Source organism: Micromonospora sp. WMMD723 (genome assembly GCF_049863385.1).
In the GTDB taxonomy this organism is placed as follows: Bacteria; Actinomycetota; Actinomycetes; order Mycobacteriales; family Micromonosporaceae; genus Micromonospora; species Micromonospora wenchangensis.
The window spans coordinates 910,395-936,853 of record NZ_JBMKNR010000001.1; the positions used below are offsets into that span (position 1 = coordinate 910,395).

At 74.9% G+C, this 26,459-nt stretch carries 20 protein-coding genes; 5 read left to right on the plus strand and 15 right to left on the minus strand.

Annotated features, from left to right (window positions below):
• Positions 1-13: 13 nt before the first annotated feature.
• From cspE to ACN261_RS04115, 5 genes are all read right to left on the minus strand, one after another.
• Positions 14-217 (minus strand): transcription antiterminator/RNA stability regulator CspE, encoded by a 204-nt coding sequence (cspE, locus tag ACN261_RS04095; protein WP_007464836.1) that lies wholly within the window; start codon positions 215-217, stop codon positions 14-16.
• A 200-nt stretch (positions 218-417) separates the two neighbouring features.
• Positions 418-3,987, minus strand: a complete 3,570-nt coding sequence (locus tag ACN261_RS04100; protein ID WP_425848490.1) for a UvrD-helicase domain-containing protein — start codon at positions 3,985-3,987, stop codon at positions 418-420.
• Between the two features lie 64 nt (positions 3,988-4,051).
• The gene (locus ACN261_RS04105) at positions 4,052-7,633 is read right to left on the minus strand and encodes an ATP-dependent helicase (protein ID WP_425848492.1); all 3,582 of its coding nucleotides are present in this window, start codon (positions 7,631-7,633) and stop codon (positions 4,052-4,054) included.
• A 391-nt stretch (positions 7,634-8,024) separates the two neighbouring features.
• Complete coding sequence (locus tag ACN261_RS04110; protein WP_425848493.1) at positions 8,025-8,570, minus strand: TIGR00730 family Rossman fold protein; 546 nt, start codon at positions 8,568-8,570, stop codon at positions 8,025-8,027.
• Positions 8,571-8,574: 4 nt separating this feature from the next.
• The gene (locus tag ACN261_RS04115; protein ID WP_425848496.1) at positions 8,575-9,498 is read right to left on the minus strand and encodes a TIGR00730 family Rossman fold protein; all 924 of its coding nucleotides are present in this window, start codon (positions 9,496-9,498) and stop codon (positions 8,575-8,577) included.
• A gap of 155 nt (positions 9,499-9,653) precedes the next feature.
• Here ACN261_RS04115 and ACN261_RS04120 point away from each other — a divergent pair, with 155 nt between their 5' ends.
• Positions 9,654-9,821, plus strand: a complete 168-nt coding sequence (locus tag ACN261_RS04120) for a hypothetical protein (protein WP_421484009.1) — start codon at positions 9,654-9,656, stop codon at positions 9,819-9,821.
• 509 nt (positions 9,822-10,330) lie between these two features.
• Here the strand turns inward: ACN261_RS04120 and dapE are convergent.
• Positions 10,331-11,404: a succinyl-diaminopimelate desuccinylase gene (gene dapE, locus ACN261_RS04125; protein ID WP_425848500.1), complete on the minus strand. Its 1,074-nt coding sequence runs from the start codon at positions 11,402-11,404 to the stop codon at positions 10,331-10,333.
• Between the two features lie 81 nt (positions 11,405-11,485).
• Between dapE and dapD the strand changes: the two genes are divergently transcribed.
• Entirely contained in the window at positions 11,486-12,442 is a 957-nt protein-coding gene (dapD, locus tag ACN261_RS04130) for a 2,3,4,5-tetrahydropyridine-2,6-dicarboxylate N-succinyltransferase (RefSeq protein ID WP_425848503.1), read from the plus strand.
• 105 nt (positions 12,443-12,547) lie between these two features.
• Here dapD and ACN261_RS04135 read toward each other — a convergent pair whose 3' ends face one another.
• Positions 12,548-15,889 carry a S8 family serine peptidase gene (locus ACN261_RS04135; RefSeq protein WP_421484012.1) on the minus strand — a complete coding sequence of 1,114 codons (3,342 nt, stop codon included), beginning with the start codon at positions 15,887-15,889 and terminating at the stop codon, positions 12,548-12,550.
• A 206-nt stretch (positions 15,890-16,095) separates the two neighbouring features.
• On the opposite strand from ACN261_RS04135, the gene ACN261_RS04140 reads away from it, so the two are divergent.
• Complete coding sequence (locus tag ACN261_RS04140) at positions 16,096-16,653, plus strand: sugar O-acetyltransferase (RefSeq protein WP_421484013.1); 558 nt, start codon at positions 16,096-16,098, stop codon at positions 16,651-16,653.
• A 91-nt stretch (positions 16,654-16,744) separates the two neighbouring features.
• Positions 16,745-19,315 (plus strand): hypothetical protein, encoded by a 2,571-nt coding sequence (locus ACN261_RS04145; protein ID WP_425848506.1) that lies wholly within the window; start codon positions 16,745-16,747, stop codon positions 19,313-19,315.
• On the opposite strand, the gene ACN261_RS04150 is transcribed toward ACN261_RS04145, so the two are convergent.
• The 5 genes from ACN261_RS04150 to fdxA form a co-directional block, all read right to left on the minus strand.
• Complete coding sequence (locus ACN261_RS04150; RefSeq protein ID WP_421484015.1) at positions 19,298-19,939, minus strand: nucleoside/nucleotide kinase family protein; 642 nt, start codon at positions 19,937-19,939, stop codon at positions 19,298-19,300. The genes ACN261_RS04145 and ACN261_RS04150 overlap by 18 nt on opposite strands.
• Positions 19,939-20,577: an SIMPL domain-containing protein gene (locus ACN261_RS04155; protein WP_357929656.1), complete on the minus strand. Its 639-nt coding sequence runs from the start codon at positions 20,575-20,577 to the stop codon at positions 19,939-19,941. The genes ACN261_RS04150 and ACN261_RS04155 overlap by 1 nt, the downstream gene beginning before the upstream one ends.
• A 48-nt stretch (positions 20,578-20,625) precedes the next feature.
• Positions 20,626-21,630 carry a prephenate dehydrogenase gene (locus tag ACN261_RS04160; RefSeq protein ID WP_425848509.1) on the minus strand — a complete coding sequence of 335 codons (1,005 nt, stop codon included), beginning with the start codon at positions 21,628-21,630 and terminating at the stop codon, positions 20,626-20,628.
• Positions 21,631-21,640: 10 nt separating this feature from the next.
• Entirely contained in the window at positions 21,641-22,738 is a 1,098-nt protein-coding gene (gene dapC, locus ACN261_RS04165; RefSeq protein WP_425853558.1) for a succinyldiaminopimelate transaminase, read from the minus strand.
• A 116-nt stretch (positions 22,739-22,854) separates the two neighbouring features.
• Positions 22,855-23,181, minus strand: coding sequence for a ferredoxin (fdxA, locus tag ACN261_RS04170; RefSeq protein ID WP_007072862.1), 327 nt, complete (start codon positions 23,179-23,181; stop codon positions 22,855-22,857).
• 79 nt (positions 23,182-23,260) lie between these two features.
• Between fdxA and ACN261_RS04175 the strand changes: the two genes are divergently transcribed.
• Positions 23,261-24,265, plus strand: coding sequence for a GNAT family N-acetyltransferase (locus ACN261_RS04175; RefSeq protein ID WP_421484017.1), 1,005 nt, complete (start codon positions 23,261-23,263; stop codon positions 24,263-24,265).
• A 105-nt stretch (positions 24,266-24,370) separates the two neighbouring features.
• On the opposite strand, the gene ACN261_RS04180 is transcribed toward ACN261_RS04175, so the two are convergent.
• From ACN261_RS04180 to mshB, 3 genes are all read right to left on the minus strand, one after another.
• Positions 24,371-24,835, minus strand: coding sequence for a hypothetical protein (locus ACN261_RS04180; protein ID WP_421484018.1), 465 nt, complete (start codon positions 24,833-24,835; stop codon positions 24,371-24,373).
• 81 nt (positions 24,836-24,916) lie between these two features.
• Positions 24,917-25,360 carry a hypothetical protein gene (locus ACN261_RS04185; protein ID WP_421486920.1) on the minus strand — a complete coding sequence of 148 codons (444 nt, stop codon included), beginning with the start codon at positions 25,358-25,360 and terminating at the stop codon, positions 24,917-24,919.
• A 17-nt stretch (positions 25,361-25,377) separates the two neighbouring features.
• Positions 25,378-26,388 (minus strand): N-acetyl-1-D-myo-inositol-2-amino-2-deoxy-alpha-D-glucopyranoside deacetylase, encoded by a 1,011-nt coding sequence (mshB, locus tag ACN261_RS04190; RefSeq protein WP_425848514.1) that lies wholly within the window; start codon positions 26,386-26,388, stop codon positions 25,378-25,380.
• Positions 26,389-26,459: the final 71 nt, after the last annotated feature.

Below are 26,459 nucleotides of genomic sequence, written 5' to 3' on the forward strand. Positions count from 1 at the left end.
GTCGATCCGAAGATCAGAGCGGGCGGATGTTCTCCGCCTGCGGGCCCTTCTGGCCCTGGGTCACCTCGAACTCGACCCGCTGGTTCTCGTCCAGGCTCCGGTAGCCGGAGGACTGGATCGCCGAGAAGTGGGCGAAGACGTCGGCGCCGCCGCCGTCCGGGGTGATGAAGCCGAAGCCCTTGTCAGCGTTGAACCACTTGACGGTGCCAATTGCCATCTGTTTCGTCTCCTTGACGGAACGTCGGACCCGCACCTGTTGCGGGCCCGAAGAGCAGCGCTCCGCGCGGGGTGCGCGAATCGCCTGTTGTTTTTGGTCGCCCCGCCCGGAGAGCTCCGGACACAACAAAGAGCGCCTGGGGCCACAATCCGCCAGGCGCACACAGAGTCTCTGGAAACCAAAACTGCAACAAGAACAACCTACCACGGATCTCCCGTCGCGCCACCCCCCACCGGGTTTTCCGGCAACCCGGCGATGATCGCGGTCAGCCCGTCGGCGTCCAGCAGGTCGGCCGGGCGCACCGTCACCCCCTCCCGGACGTAGTGGAAGGCGGCCCCCACCCGGTCCACCGGCACCCCGGCCAGCTCCGCCCAGGCCAGCCGGTAGACGGCGAGCTGCACCGCGACCACCTCGGCCTCCGCGCCGGTCGGCTGCCGTCCGGTCTTCCAGTCGACCACGTCGTACCGGCCGCCGGGGCGGGAGAAGACGGCGTCCATCCGGCCCCGGACGACCACCCCGGCCAGCACCGTGGCGAACGGCACCTCCACCTCCACCGGCACCCGGTCGGCCCACTCGCTGGCCAGGAAGCGCTCCTGGAGCTCGGCCAGCGCCCCGTCGGGCGCGGCGTCCGCGTCGGCGGCACCCGGCAACTCGTCCACGTCGAGCAGCCGGTCGATCCCGAAGCGGGACTCCAGCCAGGCGTGGAAGGCGGTGCCCCGCCGGGCGTACGGGCTGGGTGGGGTGGGCATCGGCCGGCGCAGGGTACGGGCGAGTTGGGCCGGGTCCCGGCGCAGGGCCACCAGCTGGGTCACCGACAGGTGGTCGGGCAGCGTCACCTCGACGGCCTCGGCCTGCCGCAGCAGCTCCGCCCGCTCGGCCAGGAGGAGGTCCGCCTCCCGCCGCCACCGCACCACCTCCGGATCGGGCTCCGGACCGGCCGCCTCCGGATCAGCCGCCCCCCTGCCCGCCGCCTGCGTGCCTGTGGGAGGCGGGGCCACCACCTGCGGGGCCGTCGCCTGCGGGGCCGTCGCCTGCGGGGACACCGGCTGCGGGGCCGTCGCTTGCGGGGACACCGGCTGCGGGGCCACCACCTGCGGGTCGCCGGGCACCACGGCGGGCGCGGGATCGCGGCGGGCCGCGTCGGGGTCGGCGAGGAAACGGCGGACCAGGGCCGCCGCCTCGGTCAGCGCCGGCCGGCGCGGGCCCAGCGGGTCGGCGGGCCACTCCGCCCGCAACACCAGCGCGGTGGTCGGATTGACCGCGTCACCTGCCGGTTCGGGCGCCCACTCGTCGATCAGCAGGCCGTCGCCGCCGGCCAGGCAGGCGTCGTGCACCTCACGGAGCAGCACCGACGGGCCCCGGAACCGCTTCGTCCCCTCCCCCCACCAGTACCCGGAGCAGAGCAGCAGCCGCCGGGGCCGGGTCACCGCCACGTACGCCAGCCGGCGTTCCTCGCGTTCGTCGTGCGCCCGCCAGGCGTCGGTGAAATCAGTCACCGCCCGCGCCACCCCCCGCTGGTCGGTCACCTCGGCGAGGTCGAGCACGGGCAGCCCGTCGGCGTCGCCGCGCAACGGGAACGGCAGCACCCCGAGCCCGCCCAGCCAGTGGTCGGAGTTGCGGACCTGACCGGGCCAGCCGCCCCGGGTCAGCCCGGCGACCGCGACGACGTCCCACTCCAGGCCCTTGGCGGCGTGCGCGGTGAGCACCTGCACCGCGCCATCGACCACCTCCACCTCGCCCGGGGACAACCCCCGCTCCTCGTCCTCGGCGGCGGCCAGGTAGGCCAGGAAACCGGCGAGCGTCGCCGCCGGGGTCTCGCCGCTGAACCGGGCCGCCACGTCACCGAGCGCGTCCAGGTGCCCCCGGGCCAGTCCGGCGTCGCCGGTGCCGTCCCGGCCGGCCCGGACCGCCACCTCGACGTCCAGGCCGATGGTGCGTTCCACGTCCGCGATCAGCTCCGGCAGCGTCTGGTCCAGCCGGTAACGCAGCAGGGCCAGTTCCATCCCGTACGACCGCAGCCGCGCGTAGCCCTCCGCCGAGTACGCCTGCGCCGGCCCCAGGTCGGCCAGCGCCTCCACCAGGGTCGCCTCGTCGAGGGCGTCCACCACGATCTCCGGCCCGTCGTCGCCGGTCACCTCCCGGCGGGCGCGGGCGATGGCGCGCGCCCGCCGGTGCAGGGCCACCAGGTCACGTGGACCGATCCGCCAGCGCGCCCCGGTCAGCAGGCGCAGCAGGGCCGCGCCGTCGGTCGGGTCGGCGAGCACCCGCAGGGTGCAGACCACGTCCCGCACCTCCGGGGTGTCCAGCAGGCCGCCCAGGCCGACCACCTCGACCGGCAGCCCCCGGGCCCGCAGGGCCGCCTCGATCGCCGGGATCTGGCTGCGGACCCGGACCAGCACTGCGGTGGGGGGACGCTGCGGCACCGGGATGTGTTCGGGCAGCGCACCGGGCATCCGGGCCGCCCCCCGCCAGGCGGCGAGCACGCTGTCGGCGATCCAGTCCGCCTCGTCGACGTACGTGGGCAGCAGCGCGCAGTGCACGGTGCCGGCGGCCCGCCCGCGCGGGCTGCGGTGCGGGATCGGGTCGCGGACGCTCAACGCGGCGCGCAGCTCCGGCACCCGGGCGCCGGCCGCCCGCAGTGGCACCGACAACGCGTTGGCCACCCCGAGGATCTCCGGCCGGTTACGCCAACTGGTGGTGAGGCTCATCGTGCCGGCGGGGGTGCCGTCGGCACGGGCGAAGTCGGTGGGGAACCGGTCGAGCGTGCCGGCGCTGGCCCCCCGCCAGCCGTAGATCGACTGGCAGGGGTCGCCGACCGCGATGACCGGGTGACCCCCGCCGAAGAGGTGGTTGAGCAGCACCACCTGGGCGTGGCTGGTGTCCTGGTACTCGTCGAGCAGCACCACCCGGTAACGGTCCCGCTCGACCGCGCCGACCGCCGGGTGGTCGCGGGCCACCCGGGCGGCGCGGGCGAGCTGGTCGGCGAAGTCCATCGCCTCGAAGTCGTCCTTGCGCCTGGCGTACGCCCGCACCAGCGGCAGCAGCTTCAGCCGGGTGCGTTGCAGTTGGAGGGCCTTGCGGACGTCGGCGTAGACGCGGCCCGGGTGGGACTGCACCTCGGCGAAGAACCGGCCCGTCCAGGCGGCCAACGTGTCCGGGTCGACCAGGTGCTCGTCCAGTTCGCCGGCCAGGGCGAGGACGGCGTCGGTGATGGTGCTGGGCATCCGGTCGACCTCGGACATGTCGCCGTCGTAGTTGCGCACCAGCAGGTCGACGAGCTGCCACCGGGACGCCTCGGTGAGCAGTCGGGTGGTCGGCTCGTAGCCGGCCCGCAGCCCGTGTTCGGTGACGATCCGCCCGGCGTACGAGTGGTAGGTGGCGACGGTGGGTTCGCCGGCCAGCGGATCGTCCAGCGGGTTGCGGGCCCGCCGCCCGAGCCGCCGCACCAACTGGTCGAGCCGGGTACGCACCCGGTGCGCCAGCTCACCGGCCGCCTTGCGGGTGAAGGTCAGCCCGAGGATCTGCTCCGGGCGGACGTAGGAGTTGGCGACCAGCCAGACCACCCGGGCGGCCATCGTCTCGGTCTTGCCCGAACCGGCACCCGCCACCACCAGCAGTGGTGCGACCGGGGCCGCGATGATCGCGGCCTGCTCGGCCGTGGGGGCGGGCAGCCGCAGCAGCCGGGCCAGCTCCACCGGCGTGTAGCGCGGCCCGGCGTCGGCGGTACGCGGCACGGGGGTGGCGGCGCTGAACAGGGTCGGCTGGGTCACCGCTCTCCCCTCGTCACACGCCGCGGCCCCGGCCGCCCGGTCGTCGGTGGCGCGGCCGACACGTTCACTCCCCGCCCGCCCGGTGCTCGCCGGTGGCCGGCGGCTCGACGACCTGCCGGCCCTGCCCGGAGACCGGGCAGCTGGTCCGCACCGGACAGACCCGGCACTTGGCGTTGGCGACGGCGGCGAAGGTCGAGGCGGCCATCGTATCGGCGGTGCGCCGGACCAGGGCGGTGGCCCAGCCGGCCTCGGGGCCCTGCCCGGCGGCGGCCTGGGTCTGCTCGCGGGCGTCCTTCGCGCCGGTGCCGAGCTGCACCAGCGCCGCACCCCCGGCCTCGTCGCCGAACTCGGCGAACCCGCCCGCCTCCACCGCCGCCTGATACGCCCCGAGCTGCGGATGCTCGGCCATCTCCCGCTCGGTGACCGTCGTCGACTTGCCGGTCTTGAGGTCGATCACCACGAGCCGGCCGTCGGCGTCGACCTCCAGCCGGTCGACCCGGCCGGTCAGCTCCACCGGACGGGTCGGGTCGTCGAGGCGGACCGCGAACTCGTGCTCGATGGCGAGCAGTCGACGCGGGTTGCCGGCCAGCCAGCGCAGCAGCTTGTCCACCATGGCCTCGGCGCGTTCCCGTTCCGGGCCGACCATCCACCGGGCCGCCAGCTCGATCGCGTCGAACCGGGCGGCCACGTACTCCAGCAGGGCCGTCCGGTCGGCGCTGGCGTCCTCGGCCAGCATCGCCGCGGCGTGCACCAGGTTGCCGACTCCCTGGGCGGCGCTGGCCGGCCCGCTGCCGCCGTGCCGTTCGAGCAGCCAGCGCAGGCTGCACCGCAGCGCGCTCTCCATCCCCGACGGGGTGACCCGCACCGGTTCGCCTTCATCGGCCAGCGGCCGGTCGTCGGAGAGGCTGCGCAGGCCCCACCAGTCGTCCGGGTGCGCGCCGGGGATGCCGGCGGCGGCCAGCCGGGCCAGTTCGGCCGCCGCCGCGCGCCGCCGGGCCACCGACGCCGCCGGATCGACGATCGCGGTACGCAGCTCCGCGACGAGCGCGGAGAGGGTGAGCGCCCGCGGTGGCCGCCCGACAGGCAACTCCCGGGTCGACTCCTCCCCCGGTTCCCCGGCCGGGTCGTCACCCGGCCCTGCGGGCAGGCCCTCACCCGGCCCTGCGGGCAGATCCTCACCCGCCTTCCCGGAGGGCTGCTCGCCCGCCCTCCCGGGGACCCCGTCGGATGACCGGCCCGGTCCGCTGTCGGCCGCGTGCCCCCGTTCCCCCTCGGCCGCCTCGTCCCCCGCGCCGCCCTCACCGGGCCCGCCGCCGGGCGAGCCCGGGGTGGGGCCGCCGTCGGGGGCGGTCGGGGTGGGGCCGCTTCTGGTCGGGCCGTCTCCGTCCTGGCCGGTGACGCCGAGTTCGTGCAGGAAGCGGCTCGGCTGCTCCTCGTGGTCGTCGCCGCCGACGGCCGCCGAGGCGACGGCGGTGACCAGCAGCCGACGCCGGGCCCGGGTCACCGCGACGTGGAACAGCCGGCGTTCCTCGTCGAGCAGGGCGGAGGTCTGACCGACCAGGCTGGCCCGGGTTCCGGTGCCGTCCGCCCGGCCGACCAGCACGTCGACCAGCCGTTCGGAGCCGAGCAGGCTGCCCCGCAACCGCAGGTCGGGCCAGACGCCCTCCTGCACGCCGGCCACCGCGACCAGGTCCCACTCCAGGCCCTTCGCCGCGTGCGCGGTGAGCAGGCGGACCGCCGCGCCCCGGTCGGCGCTGGCCGCCAGGGTGTCGGCCGGCAGGTCCTGGCCGAGGACGTGGTCGAGGAAGACCTCGGTCCGCGCGCCGGGCAACCGGTCGACGAACCGGGCCGCCGCGTCGAAGAGCACCAGCACCGCGTCGAGGTCCCGGTCGGCGGCTTCGGCCCGCCAGCGCTGGGCGGTCTCGTGCTCCCCGGTGGCCGCCCGCCCCCGGTTGATCGCCCCGGCCCAGCGTTCGGCGAGACCGCTGGCCTCCCACACCGCCCACAGCACGTCCTCGGCGGTCGCCCCGGGCACGGCCGCCGCCGTCCGCGCGGTGGCGAGCAGCTCCGCCACCGTACGGGCCGGCTCGACCCAGCGGCGTTCGATGCCGGCCAGCTCCGCCGGGTCGGCCAGCGCCTCGACGATCAGCTCGCCGGAGGGCCGCCGGTCGCCCCGGGCCAGCGCGAGCGCCCGCAGCCCCTGGCGCAGCCGCCGCTCGGCGAGCGGGTCGGCCCCACCCAGCGGCGAGTGCAGCAGCGCGATCGCGGACTCCTCGTCGAGCCGGGCCGGTTCGAGCGCGCAGCGCAGCAGGAGCAGCAGCGGGGCGACCGCCGGTTGCAGGTGCAGCGGCAGGTCCTCGCCGTGCACGACGGTGGGCACCCCGGCGGTGTGCAGCGCCCGGCGCAGCGACGGCAGGTGCAGGTGGGTCGAGCGGACCAGCACCGCCATCGCCGACCAGGGCACCCCGTCGAGCAGGTGGGCGGAGCGCAGCGCGTGGGCCAGCCAGGCGGCCTCGCTGGTGGCCGAGCGGAAGGTGCGCACCTCGACGCTGCCGGGCGGCGCGTCGGGCAGGGGCCGCAGCCGCCGGTGCCCGGCGGGGCCGCGCAGCCGCCGGGCGAGTCGACCGGTGGCCCCGAGCAGCACCGCACCGGCCCGGTACGAGGTGGTCAGGGTGACCTGCGCCGCCGGTGCTCCGGAGGCGGTGCGGAACCGGTGCGGGAAGGCGGTCACCACGGCCGGATCGGCGCCCCGGAAGGCGTACGTGGAGGAGTCCGGGTCGGCGAACGCCACCAGGGACCGGCCACCACCGGCCAGGACGGCCAGCAGGTCCTGTTGGGCCGGGTCGGTGTCGGCCAGCTCGTCGACGTAGACGTGGGCCAGCCGACGGCGTTCGACCGCCATCAGCTCCGGATCGTCGAGGAGCATGCCGGTGGCCGCCCGTACCAGCTCGGCCGGGTCGTACGCCACGGAACCCCGGTTGCCGACGTCGCGCAGGGCGAGGACGGCGACGTACTCCCGCAGGAACCGGGCGGCGGCCGGCCAGTCGGCACGGCCCAGCTTCTCCCCCAGCCGGGCCAGCTCCACCGGCCCGACGCCGCGTTCGGCCGCCCGCATCAGCAGGTCACGGAGCTGGGCGGCGAACGCCCGGGTACGCAGGGCGGGGAGCAGGTCGTCCGGCCAGCCGACCGGGTCGTCGTCGGGTTCGCCGCCGACGACGTCGAGCAGCTCCCGGATGATCAGATCCTGTTCCGGGCCGGTGAGCAGCCGGGGGGACGGTTCGCCCCGCTCGGCGGCGGCCCGGCGCAGCAGTCCGAAGGCGTACGCCGGGAAGGTTCGTACCAGCGGTTCCCGCAGCACCCGGTGGCCGTCGGCGGCGATCCGGGCCTCGATCCGGTGCCGCAGCCCGGTGGCCTGCCGGCGGCTGAAGGTGAGCACCAGCAGTCGTTCCGGGTCGACCCCCTCGGCGACCCGGGCGGCGACCGCCTCGACCAGGGTGCCGGTCTTGCCGGTGCCCGGCCCGCCGAGGACCAGCATCGGCCCGTCGGTGTGCGCCACGACCTGCGCCTGGAGCGGATCGTGCCGCCACTCGTCGGGGCGCAGGTGGTTGGGGCGCAGGTGGTTGGGGCGCAGGTGGTCGGGGCGCACGCCATCGCCCGCCGGCCTCCGGGCCGGTGGTCCCCCCTCGGGACGCAGCACATCGCCCGCCGACCCCCCGGGCCGCGGCTCCCCCTCGACGCCGGCACCGGCCCGACCCGGCCCCTCGGCCGGTCCGCCGTGCCGACCGTCCCCCCGAACGCTCGCGGCGGACCGCCCGTCCTGCGGGCCCGGTCCGGCAGGTCGGCGCACCAGCCGGTACCCCTGCACCCCCACATCCCACCACGCCGGTACGACACCACCCACCGCACCACCCCGCCCGGGTCCGACCCGGCGCGGACCGGCCTGTCCCGGCACGGCGTGACCCGGCCCGGCCCGGCGCCGACCGGCCCGGCGTGACCCGACCCGGCCCGGCGTGACCCGACCCGGCCCGGCTCCTCGGTCAGGGCAGCCGGGCCTCCAGGGCGTCGATCGCGGTGGCGACGGTCGGGGCGACCGTGAGCAGGTCCAGGCCGGCCGGCTTCAGGAAGGTCTGGTCGGTGATGGTGGCCAGCCAGTCGAGCAACGGACGGTAGAAGCCGTCGGTGTCGACCAGGACCATCGGCTTGGCGTGCATGGCCAGGGTGGCGGTGGTCCAGACCTCGAACAGCTCGTCCAGGGTGCCCAGTCCGCCGGGCAGGGTGAGGAAGGCGTCCGATTTCTCGATCATGACGGTCTTGCGGCTGCCCATGCTGTCGGTGACGAGCAGTTCGTCCGAGGCCAGGTCGGCGACCTCCAGGTCCACCAACGCCTGCGGGATCACCCCGACGGTGCGTCCGCCGGCCGCCCGCGCCCCGTCGACGAGCGCGCCCATCATGCCGACGCAGCCGCCGCCGCTGACCAGCGTGTGCCCGCGCCGGGCCAGCTCCGCGCCGGTCTCGGCGGCCAGCTCCAGCCAGCGCTGGTCGAGGGTACGGGAGGACGCGCAGAAGACACAGATCGCCGCCACCGGCTCAGCCCTCCCCACCGTCGACGACGCCCCGGCCCGCGCCACCGGACCCGGTGCCGTTGGACGCCGTACCCGGGGAGGGGGTGGCGGTGTCGGCGGCCCGGCGGGCGGCCTGCTGGTCGGCGGCGGTACGCGCCACCGCCGCCTCGCGGACCGCCTCCTGGTCGGCGGCGAGCGCCGCCTCGGCCTCGACGATGTGCCGGACCGCGGCGTCCACGTCGTCGGTGAGGCAGATCAGCTCCAGGTCCACCGGGCCGATCTTGCCCTCGGCGGCCATGCTGTCCCGCAGCCAGTCGAGCAGCCCCCGCCAGTAGTCAGTGCCCATCAGCACCACCGGGAACCGGGTCACCTTCCCGGTCTGCACCAACGTCAGCGCCTCGAACAGCTCGTCCATGGTGCCGAAGCCGCCCGGCAGGACGACGAACGCCTGGGCGTACTTGACGAACATGGTCTTGCGGGCGAAGAAGTAGCGGAAGTCGATGGCCAGGTCGACCCAGTCGTTGAGCCCCTGCTCGAAGGGGAGTTCGATGCCCAGCCCGACGGACAGGCCGCCGGCCTCGCTGGCCCCCCGGTTGGCCGCCTCCATCACGCCGGGGCCACCGCCGGTGATCACCGCGTAACCGGCCCGCGCGAGGCCCGCGCCCAACTCCTCGGCCAGCCGGCACTCGGGACTGTCGGGTTTACTACGGGCGGAGCCGAAGACGCTCACCGCGGGCGGCAGATCCGCTAACGTGTCGAAACCCTCGACGAACTCGGCGAGGATGCGCAGCGCCCGCCAGGCGTCCTTCGTCTTCCAGTCGCTGCGCCCCCGGGAGTCGAGTAACCGCTGGTCAGCCGTGCTGGTGGGGATCGCGCCACGACGCAGCGTGACCGCCCCCCGGTGCCGCTCCGGATCGCGGCCCGACTGCCGCCCGTTGGTCTGACTCATGACAGCCACCGTAGTGGAGACGCACGTCAGGGCGGTGCCGGCCGACGGGTCGCAGAAAAAGTTCGCGATCTTGGGCAACTAATTCTGTCGCCCGTACGTCTTACTATTCACATACCGGGTATGGCCCGGCGCGCGCCTTCGGGGGAGGAGCAAGCGTGATCAGCAACAACGAACGGATGCGGATCCGTCGGCAGATGCAGCGAAGGATCAACGAGGTGGTGGCCGAGCGCCGCCGCGCCCGACAGTTGGAGGTGCCGGTGGAGCCGGCCGCTGCGTCCGTCGAGCCCACCGAACCGGACAATCCCCGCCTCACCAGCGTCTGACACCACCGGCCCGACCCGCGTCGCCCGGCCGGAGCCCCGGCCCGCACCACCCGACCGGCACCCAGCCTCACACCCCTGGCCGGCCCACGCTCCACCCGTACGCACCGAGGCCCCCGTGGTCCCCCGACCCCGGGGGCCTCACCACACCCACCCCACCCCGCCGGCCCCGCCCTCCGCGCCGACCCGACCCGCGCTGCGCCGACCCGGCCCGCGCTACTGCCGACCCGGCCCGCGCTGCTCCCACCCGACCCGCGCTACTGCCGGCCCGCTCCCCATCCCCGCCCCACGCCTGGCCGAGCCCCCGCGCCACACCCGGCTCGCTCCCGCAGCCAGCCCAGGCCCGCCCTGCACTCGGTGATCAAGAGAAATGAGTCGTGATCAAGAGAAATGAGGGGCGGGAGAGCGCTCTCGATGACGCAAACCTCTTGATCAACGGGTCGATCCCGGGGCGGGCGGGGCGGGGTGGGGTGGGGTGGGGTGGGGTGGGGTGGGGTGGGGGGCGCAGGGGGTCAGGCGGGGGTCAGCCAGCGGTGGAGGGTGGCGGCGCCGTCGCGGATCTTGGTGAGTTCGACGTGTTCGTCCCTGTGGTGGGCGAGGTTGGGGTCGCCGGGGCCGAAGTTCAGCGCGGGGATGCCCATCGCCGCGAACCGGGCCACGTCGGTCCAGCCCAGCTTGCCGATCGGGGCGGCGCCCACGGCCGCCAGGAACTCCCGGGCCACCGGCGCGTCGAGTCCCGGGGCCGCGCCGGCCGCCGCGTCGGTGATCGCCAGGTCGTAGCCGGCGAAGACCTCCCGCAGGTGCGCCTCGGCCGCCGCCGGGTCACGGTCCGGGGCGTACCGGTAGTTGATCTCGATTTCGCAGCGGTCGGGGACGACGTTGCCGGCCACGCCACCGTCGATCCGTACCGCGTTGAGGCCCTCGCGGTAGTCGCAGCCGTCGATGGTGACCCGCCGGGCCCGGTACTCGCCGAGGCGGCGGAGCACCTCGCCCGCGCCGTGGATGGCGTTGACCCCGCGCCAGGAGCGGGCCACGTGGGCGCGTTCGCCAGGCACCGTGACGATCGCCCGCATGGTCCCCTGGCAGCCGGCCTCCACGATGCCGTACGTCGGTTCCAGCAGCACCGCGAAGTCGGCCCGCAGCCACTCCGGGTGGGCCTCGGCGACCAGGGTGAGCCCGTTGTACCGGGATTCGATCTCCTCGGCCTCGTAGAAGAAGTACGTCACGTCGTACCGGGGGTCGGGCAGGGTCACCGCCAGGTGCAGGGCGAAGGCCACCCCGGACTTCATGTCGGAGGTGCCGCAGCCGTACATCAGGTCCCCGCGCATGGTCGACGGGAAGTTGTCGTTGTGCGGCACCGTGTCCAGGTGCCCGGCGAGCACCACCCGCGAGGACCGGCCGAGATCCGTACGCGCCATCACGGTGTTGCCGTGCCGGAAGGTGCTCAGGTGCGGCACCCGGCGCAGCACCTCCTCGACGCAGTCGGCGATGGCCTTCTCGTCAAGGGAGACGGACTCGATGTCGACCAGGGCGCGGGTCAGCGCCACCGGATCGGCCAGGACCTCGGGGGTCAGCGGGTTCTCCATGATTCGCACGGTACCGTCCTGGACGGTGGGTGTGAGGGGTGAGCCCACCGGCCCCGCAGCCGCGAACGAGAGGGTAGAACAGTGACGTCCCAATCCGCCTGGGGTATCGGCCTGGCCACCGTGACCGCCGCCGAGCAGGTGCTCGACACCTGGTACCCGACCGGCAAGCTGGGTCTGGGTGAGCTGCCGCTGGTCCCCGGCGAGGACCAGGCCGACGTGCTGGACCTGCCGCCCGGCGCGATCGGCGAGCGGGCCCTGCCGGGCCTGCGTACGGTGCAGGTGGTCACCGTGATCGGCGCGCTGGACGAGCCGATCAAGGACGCCGCCGACGCGTACCTGCGGCTGCACCTGCTCTCCCACCGCCTGGTGCGGCCGGGCGAGCTGAACCTCGACGGCATCTTCGGCAAACTGGCCAACGTCGCCTGGACCTCGGCCGGCCCGTGCCCGCCCGAGCGGGTGGACGAGCTGCGGGTGATCGAGCGGGCCGCCGGCCGCCACCTGGCCGTGTACGGGGTGGACAAGTTCCCCCGGATGACCGACTACGTGGTGCCCGCCGGGGTGCGGATCGCCGACGCGGACCGGGTCCGGCTCGGTGCCCACCTCGCCGCCGGCACCACCGTGATGCACGAGGGCTTCGTCAACTTCAACGCCGGCACGCTGGGCACCTCGATGGTCGAGGGCCGGATCGTGCAGGGCGTGGTGGTCGGTGACGGCTCCGACATCGGCGGCGGCGCGTCGATCATGGGCACCCTCTCCGGCGGCGGCACCGACCGGGTGCGCATCGGGGCACGGAGCCTGATCGGCGCGAACGCCGGGGTCGGCATCTCGCTCGGCGACGACTGCGTGGTCGAGGCCGGCTGCTACATCACCGCCGCCTCGAAGATCACCCTGCCGGACGGCCGGGTGGTGAAGGCCCGCGAGCTGTCCGGCGTCGACGGCCTGCTGTTCTGGCGCAACTCGGTGACCGGGGCGCTGGAGGCGAAGCCGCGCACCGGCCAGGGCATCACGCTCAACGCCGCCCTGCACGCCAACAACTGAGCCGCCCGGCACGCTGAGGGCCGGGCGGCCCGGCGGCGTGTGGGCCGCCGTCGGTGCGCGCACAGGTCCGGGCCCGCGACGCAACCGTCGCGGGCCCGGACGTCATCACCTCAGGCGGTACGCCTGGATGATCCGGGTGCTCGCGGTGTTGCCCTCGGTATCCCGGGCGGTCGCCCGCAGGGACGCGTACCCGGCCCCCGTCGGGTGCTTGACCAGCGCCACCGTGCCCTGGCCCGGCACCTTCACCACGGTCGCCCGCCGCCAGGTCCTCCCCCCGTCGTACGACACGTCGACGCCGAGCTTCGCCAGCTTGGCGGTGCCGGCACCCGGCTGCCGCCGTACCTGCACGGGAATGGCGAAGACCTGCCCGGCCGGGGCGGTGTTGTCGGCCCTCAGCTGCGGGGTGAACCGGATCTCCGACAGCGGCAGCGGCTTCGGCGTGTCACCGGCCACGTGCCCGGAGCGGAACGTCCAGCTCGCCTCCACCTCGGTGCCGAGGTCGGTGAGGCTCCGCTCGGCCGCCACGGTCAGCTTGTAGTCGCCGGCCGCCTTCGGCACGGTGAACTCGCCGTACCCCGGGTTGTCGGTCTCCTCCACCAGCGTGCCGTTGCGCCACAGCGCGGTACGGGCGCTGTCGGTCAGTGACCCGCCGGGGTGCCCGGCCGCGTCGGCGTGCAGCGCCACGCTCACCAGGACGGTGTCCCCGATCCGGGTGACGCCGTCCCCCGGCCAGCGCGGGGCGGGCAGGGACGGCCCGAGCGGCGCGGCCCCCCAGGTCTCGGTGACCCGCCGACCGGGCTGGTACTTCGTGGGCAGGGTCAGCAGGATCGCCTGGACGTCCAGCCAGCCCGCTTCCGGGTCGCGGACGCCGAAGTCCAGCTCGGACTCCCAGCGCATCCTCTTGGTGCTGTAGTACTCGGTGCGCTGGCCGGGCAGGTCGGTCGGCAGGACGACCGCCCAACCGCCGAGGTTGTAGCCGCTGTCCGGGAAGACCAGCCGTTCGGCTTCCATCTTCGGGTACGGGTCACGGAACCTGTGCACCACCGTGGCCAGGTCGCCCCGCCGGTAGTCGCGCACCAGCCCGCTGGGCAACCTGCCCGGCACGACCTCGCCCAGCGCGTACAGGTAGGGGCTGGACTCGGCCTCCCGGTCGGCCCACTGGCTGTTGAAGGTGGCGACGAACTCGTCGGCCGACACCGCCTTGCCGAGCTGCCCGGTGGACAGCCCGTCGAAGGTGTCGAAGGAGACGATGCCGAACCCGTACAGGCCGTCGTCGGGCAGCAGGTAGTTGGCGCTGATGTCGACCAGGGCGACCGTGGCGTCGGCCTGCGGGACGGTCATCCGTACCGGCTTGGCCTTCCGCAGGTCGACGGTGACCGCGGTGTCCCCGTCGACCACCAGTTCCGGCTGGGCGAGCATGCCCAGCCCGCCCGACTCCTCGTCCGGGCCCGGCTCGAAGAAGACGCTGCTCAGCCCGTACCGGCCCTTGGGGACCCGGAGTTCGACGACGCCGTCGGCCTCGAACACGTCGCGCACGTCGCCGTCGGCGAGGTCGACCAGGGTGGTCGAGTAGTCGCCGCCCGGCTCGCCGGTGCGGTCGAGGTGGGTGATCGTGACGGTGTAGCTCTCCACCTCGCGGTGCACGGCCAGCGGGGTCACCGCGACGGTGCCGCCGGAGCGGGCCACCACCCGGCCGGTCCAGTAGCCGTCGACGCCGAGCCGGGTGTTCGCGGTGACGGTGGTCTCGGCCCGGCCGCCCGCCGGGACGGTGATCCGGTTGACGCCGAGGGTGAACATGCCGGCCGGTGCGGCCTTCCCGCCCGGTCCCTTCACCTCGACGGTCAGGTCGAGGGTGAGCGGCGTGGTGCCGCCGTTGTGCCAGGCGACGGTCCGGGTGATCGGGGCGTCGTCGCCGTGCGGCCACAGGGCCCGGCCGAACGAGACGCTGACCGGGTCGGTGGTGACCTGCTCGGTGATGGCCCGGGTCAGGTCCACCCGGCCGGCGCCCTGCTCGTAGGCGGTCTGCGTCGGGTGCGGCTTCGCGGCGGCCATCAGGGTCGCCTTGAGCTGCCCGGCCTTCCAGCCGGGGTGCTGCTGGGCGAGCAGCGCCACCGAGCCGGCCACGTGCGGGGTGGCCATCGACGTGCCGGAGAGCGCGACGTACCTCGTGCCGACCGGGTCGCCGATCTGGCCGTCGACGGAGCGGGCGGCCACGATGTCGACGCCGGGGGCGGTGATGTCGGGCTTGAGCGCGTCGTCGCCGACGCGGGGGCCACGGCTGGAGAAGTCGGCGAGTTCGTCGTCCCGGTCGACCGCGCCGACGGCGAGCGCGGCGTCGGCGGTGGACGGCGAGCCGACCGAACCGTCGGCACCGTCGTTGCCGGCGGCGATGACGAAGAGGCTGCCGGTCTGGGCGGTCAGCGTCTGGACGGCCTCCTCCAGCGGGTCGACCTCGGGGGTGTCGCCACCACCGAGGCTCATGTTGACCACGGCGGCCTTCTTCTCGGTGGTGGCCCACTGCATCCCGGCCAGGATGGCCGACTCGGTGCAGCCGAACTCCTCGCAGACCTTGCCGTCGAGCAGCGTGGCGTCCGGCGCGACACCCTTGTACTTCCCGTCGGAGGCGGCACCGCTGCCGGCGATGGTGGAGGCGACGTGGGTGCCGTGACCGACGGTGTCCCGCTGGTCGGGCGTCTCGCTGAAGTTGCGGGCCTCGCTCACCTTGCCGGCGAGGTCCGGGTGGGTGGCGTCGATGCCGGTGTCCAGCACGGCGACGGTCACCCCCTTGCCGGTCCAGCCGGCGGCCCAGGCGGTGGGCGCACCGATCTGGGGCACGCTGTGGTCGAGGGAGAGCGCCCGCCGACCGTCCAGCCAGATCCGCTCGACGCCCCCTGCCGCGTCGAGCCGGGCTCCGGCGTCGCCGCCGGTCAGCGTCGACCAGACCGCGCCGGTCGAGGACTTGCCGGCGGTCAGTGCCGCGCCCTGGATCGCCGGCAGGTCGCGGGTCACCCGGGTGCCCGGCAGCGCAGCCGCGCCGCGCCGGGCCTGCCCCTCGCGGTACGACACCAGCAGCGGCAGGTTGTCGCGGTGGGCGTCGTCGTAGCGGGCGGCGATCAGGCCGGTGACGTCGAACAGCCGCTTGTCGACCTGCCCGGAGCGCAGCAGCGGCACCGCGTCGCGGGGCACCACGGAGAGGTGGCCGCGTTCCCGGCGGACCAGGAACTGCTGGTGTTCCCGGCCGACGCCGGGGCGCACGGCGGCACCGCCGGTGCGGGTGACGGTGACCTGGTCCCCGGTGATCAGGGTGACGGTGCTGGAGCCGGCGGCCGGCGTGGCGGGCCGGGGCGCGGCGGGGCCGGCGGGCGCGGCCTGCGCGCCCGTCGCCGGCAGACCGAGGGCCAGCGCGATCGCCAGCCCGCCGGCCGCGGTTCTTCTGCTTCGGTGCAACGGAACCTCCTTCTGGGACGTCTACAACACAGGGGCCCGTCGAACCGAACGGGCCACGTCGATCTGACGGGAGTCACATCGACGCCCCAGAATTACATACTCAGTATGTAAAAAGAAGTCCGGGGGATGACCGTCCGGACACATTGCCGAGACACGACCGACCCGATTCCGCTCCGTCGGCCCGTCCGATCGGCGACGATCACCTGGTGACGTCCATGAGGGAACGCATGCTGGCCGGCGAGCCGTACGTCGCCGACGATCCCGAGATCGTCGCGGATCTCGACCGCGCCGCGCGGCTGGTCGAACGCTTCAACCGCAGTCCCGCCGACGACCCGCAGGGCCGGCTCGCCGCCCTGCGCGACCTGCTCGGCAGCGTCGGCGAGGACGCCTGGGTACGCCCACCGCTGCACTGCGACTACGGCTGGCAGACCCACCTCGGGGACCGCAGCTTCGTCAACTTCAACGCCGTCCTGCTCGACGTGGCCCGGATCACCATCGGCGCGGACGTCCAGATCGGACCGAACGTGCAACTGCTCACCGCCACCCACCCCGTCGAGGCCGGGGCGCGGAGAGCCAAGTGGGAGGCCGCCCAGCCGATCACCATCGGGGACAACGTCTGGCTCGGCGGCGGGGTGATCGTCCTGGCCGGAGTGACCGTCGGGGAGAACACGGTGGTCGGCGCGGGCGCGGTGGTCACCCGCGACCTACCCCCCAACGTGGTAGCCGTGGGTAATCCCGCACGGGTGATCCGCACCCTGCAATAACAGCGTGAGCTGCAAAAACACCGACGCAACCATGGGCGAACGGCGAATTCCGATGCACTCTGGGTAGTGACTTCGTCACCAGGGAGCACCGATGGCCGAGCGGGTACTCGAACTTCGGGTACACGGCGTGTCCAACACCCCGCCCGACCAGATCCTCGGCCTGCCCGCCGACCCGACCGGCACCGGCCCGCAACCCCGGCTCGTCTCCGGCGGCGACGTCACCGGCTTCTACCGCGCCAGCGACTCCGCCCCCGACGACCCCGTCGTCGTCGAGGCGTACAGCTGGGGGCAGTTGACCTCCGGGGCGCGGACCGCGCGGGACGTCGAACGTGCCCTGTGGACGCTGCTGCTGCCGTTCACCCTGGCCAACGTCGCCCTGTACGCGCGCCCCGGCATCCCGCCCGACCCGGACACCGAACGCTGGGGCAGCCGCTGCGGCATCACCGCCTGGCTGATCCGGCTGTTCTGCCTCAGCCTCACCGGCACCCTGGTGCTCGCCGCCACCGGCATCGGGGTCGACCTGATCGCCTGGCAGTGCGTCGACCAGGAGTGCCTGCGGCAACTACCCGGCCCGTGGGAGTTCCTCGGTCGGGGCTGGTGGCGCGCGGACGCCCACGCGCTCGCCGTCGGCCTGCTGCTGCCGTTGGCGATGCTGCTGGTGCTCGGCGTCGTCTCCTGGCGTACCTACCAGTACGAGGCCGAGATGCCCGCCGCGCCCCGCGCCCCGGCGGGCGACGGGGAGCACCCGGCCGAGCCGGCACCCGACCCGGCCAACCCGTTGCAGGACCCCACGTTCTGGGGCGGGGAGGGGCAGCTGCGCCGCGCCGCCGTACTGCACCTGTGCGTCGGCGCGGCGCTCGCCGCGGCGGTGCCCGTCGGCGCGGTGCTGGTGCTGGACCCGGCCCGGGGCGTCCGCGCCGTGGTCGCCGTCCCGACCGTCACCGCCCTGGTCACGGTCGTGGTGATCGCGGTGGTGGCGGTGGGCCGCCCCTGGCTGACCCGCCGCAGCGGGGCCGCCCCGCTCGGCCGGTGGAGCCTCGCCGTCGGGGTGCTCACCGGCCTCGCGCTGGCCGGCACCTTCACCCTCCTACTGCTGCCGGACGGCCCCGCCGGCACCCCGCTCGCGCAGTTCCGCCCACCGGCCGGCTGCATCCGCGACCCCGGCGGGGCCGGTTGCCGCGCCGACCACTCACTGCCCGGCTACGACGGGCTGGTCGCCTGGCTCGCCACCTACCAGGTGCTGCTGCTGATCGCCATCGGCACGGTCGCCCGCTCCGGCCGCCGCGCGCTGCCCGTCCCCGGCACCGCCGCCGTGCTGCTGCCCCTCGGCACGGCCTGGCTCGACGGCCGGCTACCCGGCGTTCCCGCCGCCCCCGACGGGCTACGGATCTGGATGCTCGCCGCGCCGGCCATCGCGCTCGCCGCGGCCGGACTGCTGCTGCCCCGCACCGGCAGCGACGCCGGCCAGCAGCCGCTCGGCGTGCACACCGACGTCGCCTGGGGCGGACGCGGGGCCGCCGTCATCGCCGGCTTCGGCTGGATGATGGCCATCGCCTACTGCGCCGGACTGCTGTACTGGGTCACCGACCGGCTCAACGGGGCCGCCTCACCCAGCGGGTTCTCCCCGATCGTGCCGCCCCTGCCGGTGATCTGGGCCGGGCTGGCCTTCACCGTCGCCACCGCCGCCCTGCTCGGCACGCTGGTCCGCGCCGCGGTGCTCTTCCACCGGCTACGCCACGTCGAATACCACCGGCTCACCGCCGCCGGGCAGGTGCTGTCCGCGCACGACCTGCGTCGCTGCCGGCACGTCAGCACCTTCCGCGCGCTGCACCGCCTGGTCGGCGAGCACGCGGTACGCCTGATCGGCTGCTACGCCACCATCGCGGCGGTGCTGGTGACGCTGTCCTGCGTGGCGGCGCTGACCCGGACCCGCCCGGCGCCGGCCGGCGCGTCGGGCTGGCCCGGGCTGGTGCACACCGCCGCCGACCTCGGCGACACCCTGCTGGGCTGGCTGCCGCTGGTGGTCGCCGGTCTCGGCATGCTCGTCTACCGCAACGACACCGTCCGGCGCAGCGTCGGGGTGCTCTGGGACGTCGGCACCTTCTGGCCGCGCGCCGCGCACCCGCTCGCCCCACCCAGCTACGCCGAACGGGCCGTCCCCGAGTTGCAGACCCGGATCGCCGGCCTCCTGGCGCTGACCGAGCGCGACCCCCGCCGGATGGACGGGGTGATCCTCTCCGGGCACAGCCAGGGCACGGTGATCTGCGCGGCGACCCTGCTCCAACTGCCGGCCCGGTGGCGGCGACGGATCTGGTTCCTGTCGTACGGCTGTCAACTCACCCGGCTCTACGGGCGGGTCTTCCCCGCCTACTTCGGCCCGGCCCGGCTCCGGGTGCTCGCCGACACGCTGACCTGGCCCTCCGGCCACGTCGCGTGGACCAACTTCTGGCGGGACACCGACCCGCTCGGCTGGCAGGTCAACGCCGGGGAACGGGACGTGCCGGTGACCGACCCGGAGGCGCTGCACCCCAGCGGGGGCGAGGTCGCCGACCCGCCGATCCGCAACCACAGCGGCTACCCGGAGGCGGTGGAGTTCCACCGGGAACGGGCCCTGGTGGCGCGGCTGCTGCGGCGTACCGTCCCGTCACCCCGGGTCGGTTGACCGGATCACCAGGTCGGCCCGGTCGGCGGTGCCCGCCACCACGGCGGCGTTCGCCTCGTCGCTGCCGTACGCCCAGACCCGTGCCGCCTCCGGCGACCGCCCGTACGCCACGTGCCGGGCCACCAGCCGGCGCAGCCGGGCCCCGGCGTCCAGGTCGAGGAACCAGGCCTCGTGCAGCAGCGACCGCACCTCGTCCCAGGGCGGGTCGGCGAGCAGCAGGTAGTTGCCCTCGGTCACCACCAACCGGACCGAGGGCGGCACCTCCACCGCCCCGGCCACCGCCTCCTCCAGGTCACGGCGGAACAGCGGCGCGTAGACGGCGGTCGGCTCCAGCCGGCGCAACCGGCGCAGCAACGACACGTACCCGTTGGCGTCGAAGGTGTCGACCGCGCCCTTGCGGTCGGCCCGGCCCAACCGGACCAGCTCCGCCTGGGCGAGGTGGAAGCCGTCCATCGGCACCAGCCGGGCACTCGGGCCGACCGCCGCGACGATCCGCTCGGCCAGGGTGGACTTGCCCGCCCCGGGCGCCCCGGCGATGCCCAGCAGTTGCCGGGGGCCGGCGTCGGCGAGCGACCGGGCCCTGGCCACCAGGTCGTCGAGGGAGAACGGACGCGCCCCGGGCATCAGGTCAGGACCGGCTCGCTGATGGTGAACCGGGCCCGCACCACCGCGTGCACCGACTGCGGGCGGGGGTCCAGATCCAGCTCCGGCGGGCCGCCCTGGCGGGCCTGGCGGGCGTACATCGCCCCGCCCATGCCGGAGCCCTCGTCGGTGTCGGCCAGTTCCAGCAGCGCGGTCACCCGCGCGCCGAGCGCCTCGGCGTACTCCCGGGCCCGGCGCAGCGCGTCGGCGATCGCCGCGTGCCGGGCCTCCCGGTGGGCCGGGCTGTCCGGGCGCAACGACCACCAGGGTCCGGCCACCTCGACGTGGTCCTGCTCGGCCAGCCGCAGCATCAACTCGGCCAGCGAACCGAAATCGGTGACGGTGACCGTGGTGGAGACGCTGCCCAGATAGCCGACGACCCGTTCGCCGGAACGGTTCGTCTCGGGACGCACCCGCAGCTCACCGGCCTCCCGGCGGTCCACCGCCGGCTCGTGCTCGTCGAGCAGCACCCGGACGGCGGCGGCCCGCTCGGCGAGCCGGGCCAGCGCGACCTGGCGGTCCCGTTCCCGGGCCGTCGCGGTGACCTCGAAGCGGGCCAGTTCGGGCGGCACCTCCCGGTACGCCTCACCGCGCACCGCCACCACCGGTCCGTCCGCCACGCACCCCACCCTAGCGGCGCGGCAGGCGTGCCGCCGGCTTCCGCACGGTCAGGCCGGCCGCATCCCGGTGTACGTCACCGTCCCCCGCGTCACCGCGCAGCCGGTCAGGTGCCCGCCGGACTCGCCGACCGACCTGACGAACGCCAACTCCCCGGCGGGGTCGGCGTCGAGGTCGAACGCCCGGCGGACGGGCTGTTCCCGGCCCGCCCCGGCCGCCCGCACCGCGCCGGCCCGCTCGTAGTGGGCCACCAGCGTGGGCAGGTCCTCGTCGCGGACCGCCTCGGCGAGCGTGTCGAGCGCGGCCCGCACCTCGGCCAACTGCCGCAGCACCTGGTCCCGGTTGGCCAGCAGCATGGCGGCGGTCCGCCGGGCCGGGGTGGTCGCCACCCGGGTGCCGTCGCGGAAGCTGCCGGCCGCGAGCCGGACCACCGCGTCGCGCACCGTCGAGTCGGCGGTGGCCCCGGCCAGACCGCCGGCCAGCAGGTGCGGCACGTGCGAGGACAGCGCCACGACCCGGTCGTGCACCTGCGGCGACATCGGCACGACGTGCGCGCCGAAGACGTCGACCAGCAGCCCGACCAGCGTCCGGAACGGCACCAGCCCGTCGGCGCTCGGGCAGAGCACCCAGGCCGCGTCCGCGAACAGGCCGGCCCGGGCGGCGGTGAGCCCGGCATGTTCGGTGCCGGCCATCGGGTGCCCGGGGACGAACCGGCCGGTCAACCCGTGCGTCCCGGCGAAGCCGGCGACGGCCTCCTTGGTGCTGCCCACGTCGGTGACGATGCACCGGTCACCGGTCAGCCCCGCCACCGTGAGCAGGGTTTCCGGCAGGCTGGGCAGCGGGCCGGCGAGGAACACCACGTCCCGGTCGCGGACCGCGTCGCCGAGGTCGTCGGGGAAGTCGACGCCCCGGCGACGGCCCTCGGCCCGGGTCGCCGGGTCCGGGTCCCAGCCGGTCACCCGGACGCCCGCCTCGTGCAGTCGCAGCAGGATCGACCCGCCGATCAGGCCGGTGCCCACCACGGCGACCCGGAGCCGGCCGACGTCGTCACCCACCGCAGGCGTCCTACGGCTGGGCGAGCCGCTGCGCGACCGCCGCGACGTGCGTGTCGGACCCGGTGAGCGCCACCCGGACGTGCCGCTGCCCGGCCGGGCCGTAGAAGGCCCCGGCGGCGACCAGGATGCCCCGGCGGGCCAGCCAGTCGACGGTGTCCCAGCAGTCCTCGTCGCGGGTGAGCCAGAGGTAGAGGCCCGCCTCGGAGTGCTCCAGCCGGAACCCCGCCCCGGTGAACGCGGCAAGCAGTGTCTCCCGCCGCGCCCGGTAGCGTTCCCGCTGTTCGTCGGCGTGTTCCTGGTCACCGAGCGCGGCCAACATGGCGGCCTGCACCGGCGCCGGGACGATCATGCCGGCGTGCTTGCGGATCTTCAGCAGCTCGGCGACGAGCCCCGGGTCACCGGCCACGAACCCGGCCCGGTAGCCGGCCAGGTTGGACCGCTTGGACAGTGAGTGCACCGCCAGCACCGAGTCGTACGAGCCACCGCAGACCTCCGGCGCGAGCACCGACACCGGGGCGGCGTCGGCAGTCCAGCCCAGCGGGAGGTAGCACTCGTCGCTGGCCACCACGGCACCGCGCTCCCGCGCCCAGTCGACCACCTTGCGCAGGTGGGCGGCGGGCAGCACCCGGCCGGTCGGGTTGCCTGGCGAGTTGACCCAGACCAGGCGTACCCGCGAGGTGGGGCCGACCGCGGTCAGCGCGTCGGCCCGGACGACCGTGGCACCGGCCAGCCGGGCCCCGTCCTCGTACGTCGGATAGGCGACCGTGGGCACCACGACCACGTCGCCGGGGCCGATCCCGAGCAGGGTGGGCAGCCAGGCGACCAGTTCCTTGGAACCGATCGTCGGCAGCACCCCGAGCCCGTCGACACCGGCGGCGCAGGCGCGCGCCACCCAGCCGGCGATGGCCTGCCGCAGCGCCGGGGTGCCCGCCGTCAGCGGGTAACCCGGCGCGTCGGACGCGTCGGCCAGGGCCTGCCGGATCACCGTGGGCACCGGGTCGACAGGCGTGCCCATGGAGAGGTTGATCAGGCCGTCCGGGTGCGCCGCGGCCAGGGTGGCCGCGGCGTCCAGGGTGTCCCAGGTGAACTCGGGCAACCGGGCCGACACCGGCGCGGGCCGGCCCGGCGACGCCGGGCCGAGCCCGGCCGGGCGCTCCGGCGCGGCCCCGGCCGGTGCCGTCGCGGGCCCGGCCGGTACCCCCGGTGTCACGGCGGCGGGCCGGTTCAGTGGCCCTCGCCGCGCGGCGGCTGGCCGGCGACGAACGTCGCGTCCTTCTCCACCTTGCCGATCTTCGACGCGCCGCCCGGCGAGCCCAGGTCCTCGAAGAACTCGTAGTTGGCGCCCGTGTAGTCCTTCCACTGCTCGGGGACGTCGTCCTCGTAGAAGATGGCCTCCACCGGGCAGACCGGCTCACAGGCACCACAGTCGACGCATTCGTCGGGGTGGATGTAGAGCATCCGGTTGCCCTCGTAAATGCAGTCGACCGGGCATTCCTCGATGCATGCCTTGTCGAGCACATCCACGCACGGCTCGGCGATGATGTAGGTCACCGGTCTTCTCCTCCGCAAGACTCGTCGCGATCACCCGCGACGCTAAGAGCCTAGTATCTCGCCGGGGAGGAGGTCGATCGTGCTCCGACAGCAGGATGTGGGACACCGGATCGTGGTTCGCCGCATTGTGGGGATTCGTGAGGGCCGGCCCCTCTTCTCGGACGCCCTCGGTGAACTGGTCGAGCTGAGCGAGACCCATCTCACCATCGCCACCGCGCAGGGCCGGCTCCGGGTGCCGGTGGCCGAGGTGCACCGGGCCAAGCGGGTGCCGCCCACCCGCCGGCCCACCGCCTCGGCCGTGGTCGAGCTGGAACTCGCGGCCGACGAGGCGTGGCCCGCGCCGGTACGCGGCCGGCTCGGCGACTGGCTGCTGCGTTCCGCCGACGGCTGGACCGGACGCGCCAACTCGGCCCTGCCGGTGGGCGACCCGGACCGGCCGCTGCCGGCGGCGGTCGACGCCATCGAACGCTGGTACGCCGGACACGGCCAACCCGCCATGGTCAACACGCCGTTGCCGCTGGCCGTGCCGGTCGGCGCCGAACTGGACGCCCGGGGCTGGACCGCCCGCCCGCTGACCCTGGTCCAGACCGTCCCCCTGACCACCCTGCTCTCCGACCCGCACCGCGTGTCCCAGGAGGGTGGCCCGGCCCCGGGCGGCGCGGACCGGGACGCTGACGGCCCGGCCGTGGTGCTCGACGTCGCGCCGTCCGAGGAGTGGCTCGCGGTCGCCGCCGGGCGCAAGGGCGGCCTGCCCGACTCCGCCCGGCACATCCTCACCGCCGTGGCCCGGGTCCGCTTCGCCCAGGTGTACGCCGACGGCACGCTGCTGGCGACGGGCCGGGGCACGGTCACCGGGCAGGGCCGCTGGCTGGGGCTCAGCCTGATCGAGGTGAGCCCGTCGGCACGCCGGCAGGGGCTGGCCGCCCGGGTGGTCCGGGCCCTGGCCGCATGGGGCGCGGCCGAGGGGGCGACGCACGCCTTCCTGCAGGTGGAGCAGCGCAACACCGGGGCGGTGGCGCTCTACCGCAAGCTCGGCTTCACCACCCACCACACCTACCTGACCCGGGTCGCCCCGCCCGGCTGACCCGGCCCATCGCCTTGGCCGGGTGGGCCGAGGTTGCGGTATCCCATCGGTCCCGACACCGCTACCTACGCCCCGTTGAGTTGAGCAGGCCCTGGCGGTGGGCGGTCAGCGCCGGACCACCCGACGCGGCTTGCCCACGTTGCGCTCGGCGTACCGCCGCAGTTGCTGCGAGCGGTGGTCCCGGCCGAGCGCGATCAGCACCAGGTAGCCGAGCGCCACGCCGGCCCCGGCTGCGACGAGGTAGAGCCAGATCTGGGCGAAGAACAGCCCCGCGCCCCCACCGAACGGGTTGTTCCCGACCAGCAGCGGGCCGACGAGCACCGTCAGCAGCAGCGCCACGGCCACCGCGGCGGACACGTCGGCACCCCACCGCGCCGCCGGAACAGCCCTACCCCAGGTGAACACCACCCCGGCCAGGATCAGCCCGATCACGACGAACATGCCCAGCGAGACCCGGTCGGCGGCGGCGTCGTTCCCGTCGAAGCCGAGTTTGATGATCACCCGAGCCACCACGTTGACCGCGAACAGGGCCGCCGCGAGCACCCCGACCGCCCGCCACCGCTGCGTCATCACACGCCTCCCGCCGTACCACCCGCCCCGTCGGCGGGTCTCCTGGCAGGAATATCTACCACCGCAGGCTGTGTGCCGTCATCACCCGTCGTGGCGGCGCGGCTGCGGGCTGAGCATCTGCCGGAACGCCATCACCGCGAACGTCATCGCCCCGGTGGTGATCATCGCCAGCCCGACCCAGTTGTCCCCGGCGACCAGCAGGTCACCCTCGGCGGTGCGGACCGCCGCCACCGCCATCAACACGAACCACGGCAGCGCCGGCAACGCCACCGCCCACTTCCGGCCGACCGTGGCGTACGCGAACCAGCTCACCGCGACCGCCCCCAGGATGGTCACCACCACCGACACCCCGATCAGCTGCCCGCCGGCCCGGACGGTGGACAGCAGCAGCCCGATCACGGCGGTGAGCACCCCACCGACCACGGCGACCAGCCCACCGACCACCCGCAGCACGACGTCGAGCAGGTGGGCCGCCCGGCCGGGCGGCGGCGGGACGGCGGCGGTCTCCTCCTCGACGACCGGCATCGGCGTGGCGGGCAGGGTCACCGCAGCCCGGCCGTCGCCGTGGCCGCCGACACGTCACCCGCCGGGGCATCCCGCTCCGGCCGGCGCGCCGCCGCGACCGGTCGCCCGTCCGCCGGGTCGGACCGGTCGCCCGGCAGGTCCACCGGGTCCGGGTCGATCCCGGCGAACAGGTCGCTCTCCCAGCCGTACCGGCCGGTGCCGGGCCCCTTCTCCCCCACCGCCAGGGTGAAGTACTCCACGCCCATGAACTCCGCGCCGAAGTTGCCGGCGATCGCGTACAGCCAGGAGTTGGCCGGGATCTGGGTGGCGTGCGCCCGCATCGCCGCCTCCTTGGCGGCGTGCTGGTCGGTACCGTCGATCCGGGCGGCGATCTGGTCGTCGGGGGTGCCGAACGGCAGGTCGTCGACGCTGTCGATGGCGGCGAAGGGGTTGTCCGCCGACTCGGTGAAGTGGCTCATCCCGGCCTCCAGGACGCTGCGCGGCATCGCCGTCCAGTAGACCTTGGCCGGGGCGATGCCCTCCGCGCCGGCCAGCTCGTGCGCCCGCATCGCCACCCGGTGCGCCTGGATGTGGTCCGGGTGCCCGTAAAAGCCGTTCGGGTCGTAGGTGACCATGACCTGCGGGCGGATCTCCCGGATCACCTCCAGGAGCCGCCCGGCGGCCTCGTCGAGGTCGGCCGCCCAGAACGCCCGGGGGTGTCCGTTGGTGGACATGCCCATCATCCCCGAGTCCCGGTAGCGGCCCGCGCCGCCGAGGAACCGGTGGTCGGTGACGCCGAGCGCGGCGCAGGCGGCGGCCAGCTCACCGATCCGGAAGCCGCCGAGCTGGTCGGCCTCGGCGGCGGCGAGCTGCGCCAGCGCCGGCACGTGGATCTCGCCCTCCTCGCCGAGGGTGCAGGTCACCAGCGTGACGTGGGCCCCGCCGGCGGCGTAGTGCGCCATCGTCGCTCCCGTGCCGATGGACTCGTCGTCGGGGTGCGCGTGGACCAGCAGCAGGCGTCGGTCGGGCAGCGTCGTCACGACCGTCACTCTAACCGGCGGTCCCCGGGCCCCGGGGCGTACGCGTCCAGGCAGGTAGGCCACATCACGCCCGGCCCGGC

Bases quoted from the DNA above. Each gene is read 5' to 3' on its own strand.
- cspE (WP_007464836.1), bottom strand. From the start codon at position 217: ATGGCAATTGGCACCGTCAAGTGGTTCAACGCTGACAAGGGCTTCGGC.
- ACN261_RS04115 (WP_425848496.1), bottom strand. From the start codon at position 9,498: ATGAGTCAGACCAACGGGCGGCAGTCGGGCCGCGATCCGGAGCGGCAC.
- dapE (WP_425848500.1), bottom strand. From the start codon at position 11,404: ATGGAGAACCCGCTGACCCCCGAGGTCCTGGCCGATCCGGTGGCGCTG.
- ACN261_RS04145 (WP_425848506.1), top strand. From the start codon at position 16,745: ATGGCCGAGCGGGTACTCGAACTTCGGGTACACGGCGTGTCCAACACC.
- ACN261_RS04150 (WP_421484015.1), bottom strand. From the start codon at position 19,939: ATGCCCGGGGCGCGTCCGTTCTCCCTCGACGACCTGGTGGCCAGGGCC.
- ACN261_RS04180 (WP_421484018.1), bottom strand. From the start codon at position 24,835: ATGACGCAGCGGTGGCGGGCGGTCGGGGTGCTCGCGGCGGCCCTGTTC.
- ACN261_RS04185 (WP_421486920.1), bottom strand. From the start codon at position 25,360: ATGCCGGTCGTCGAGGAGGAGACCGCCGCCGTCCCGCCGCCGCCCGGC.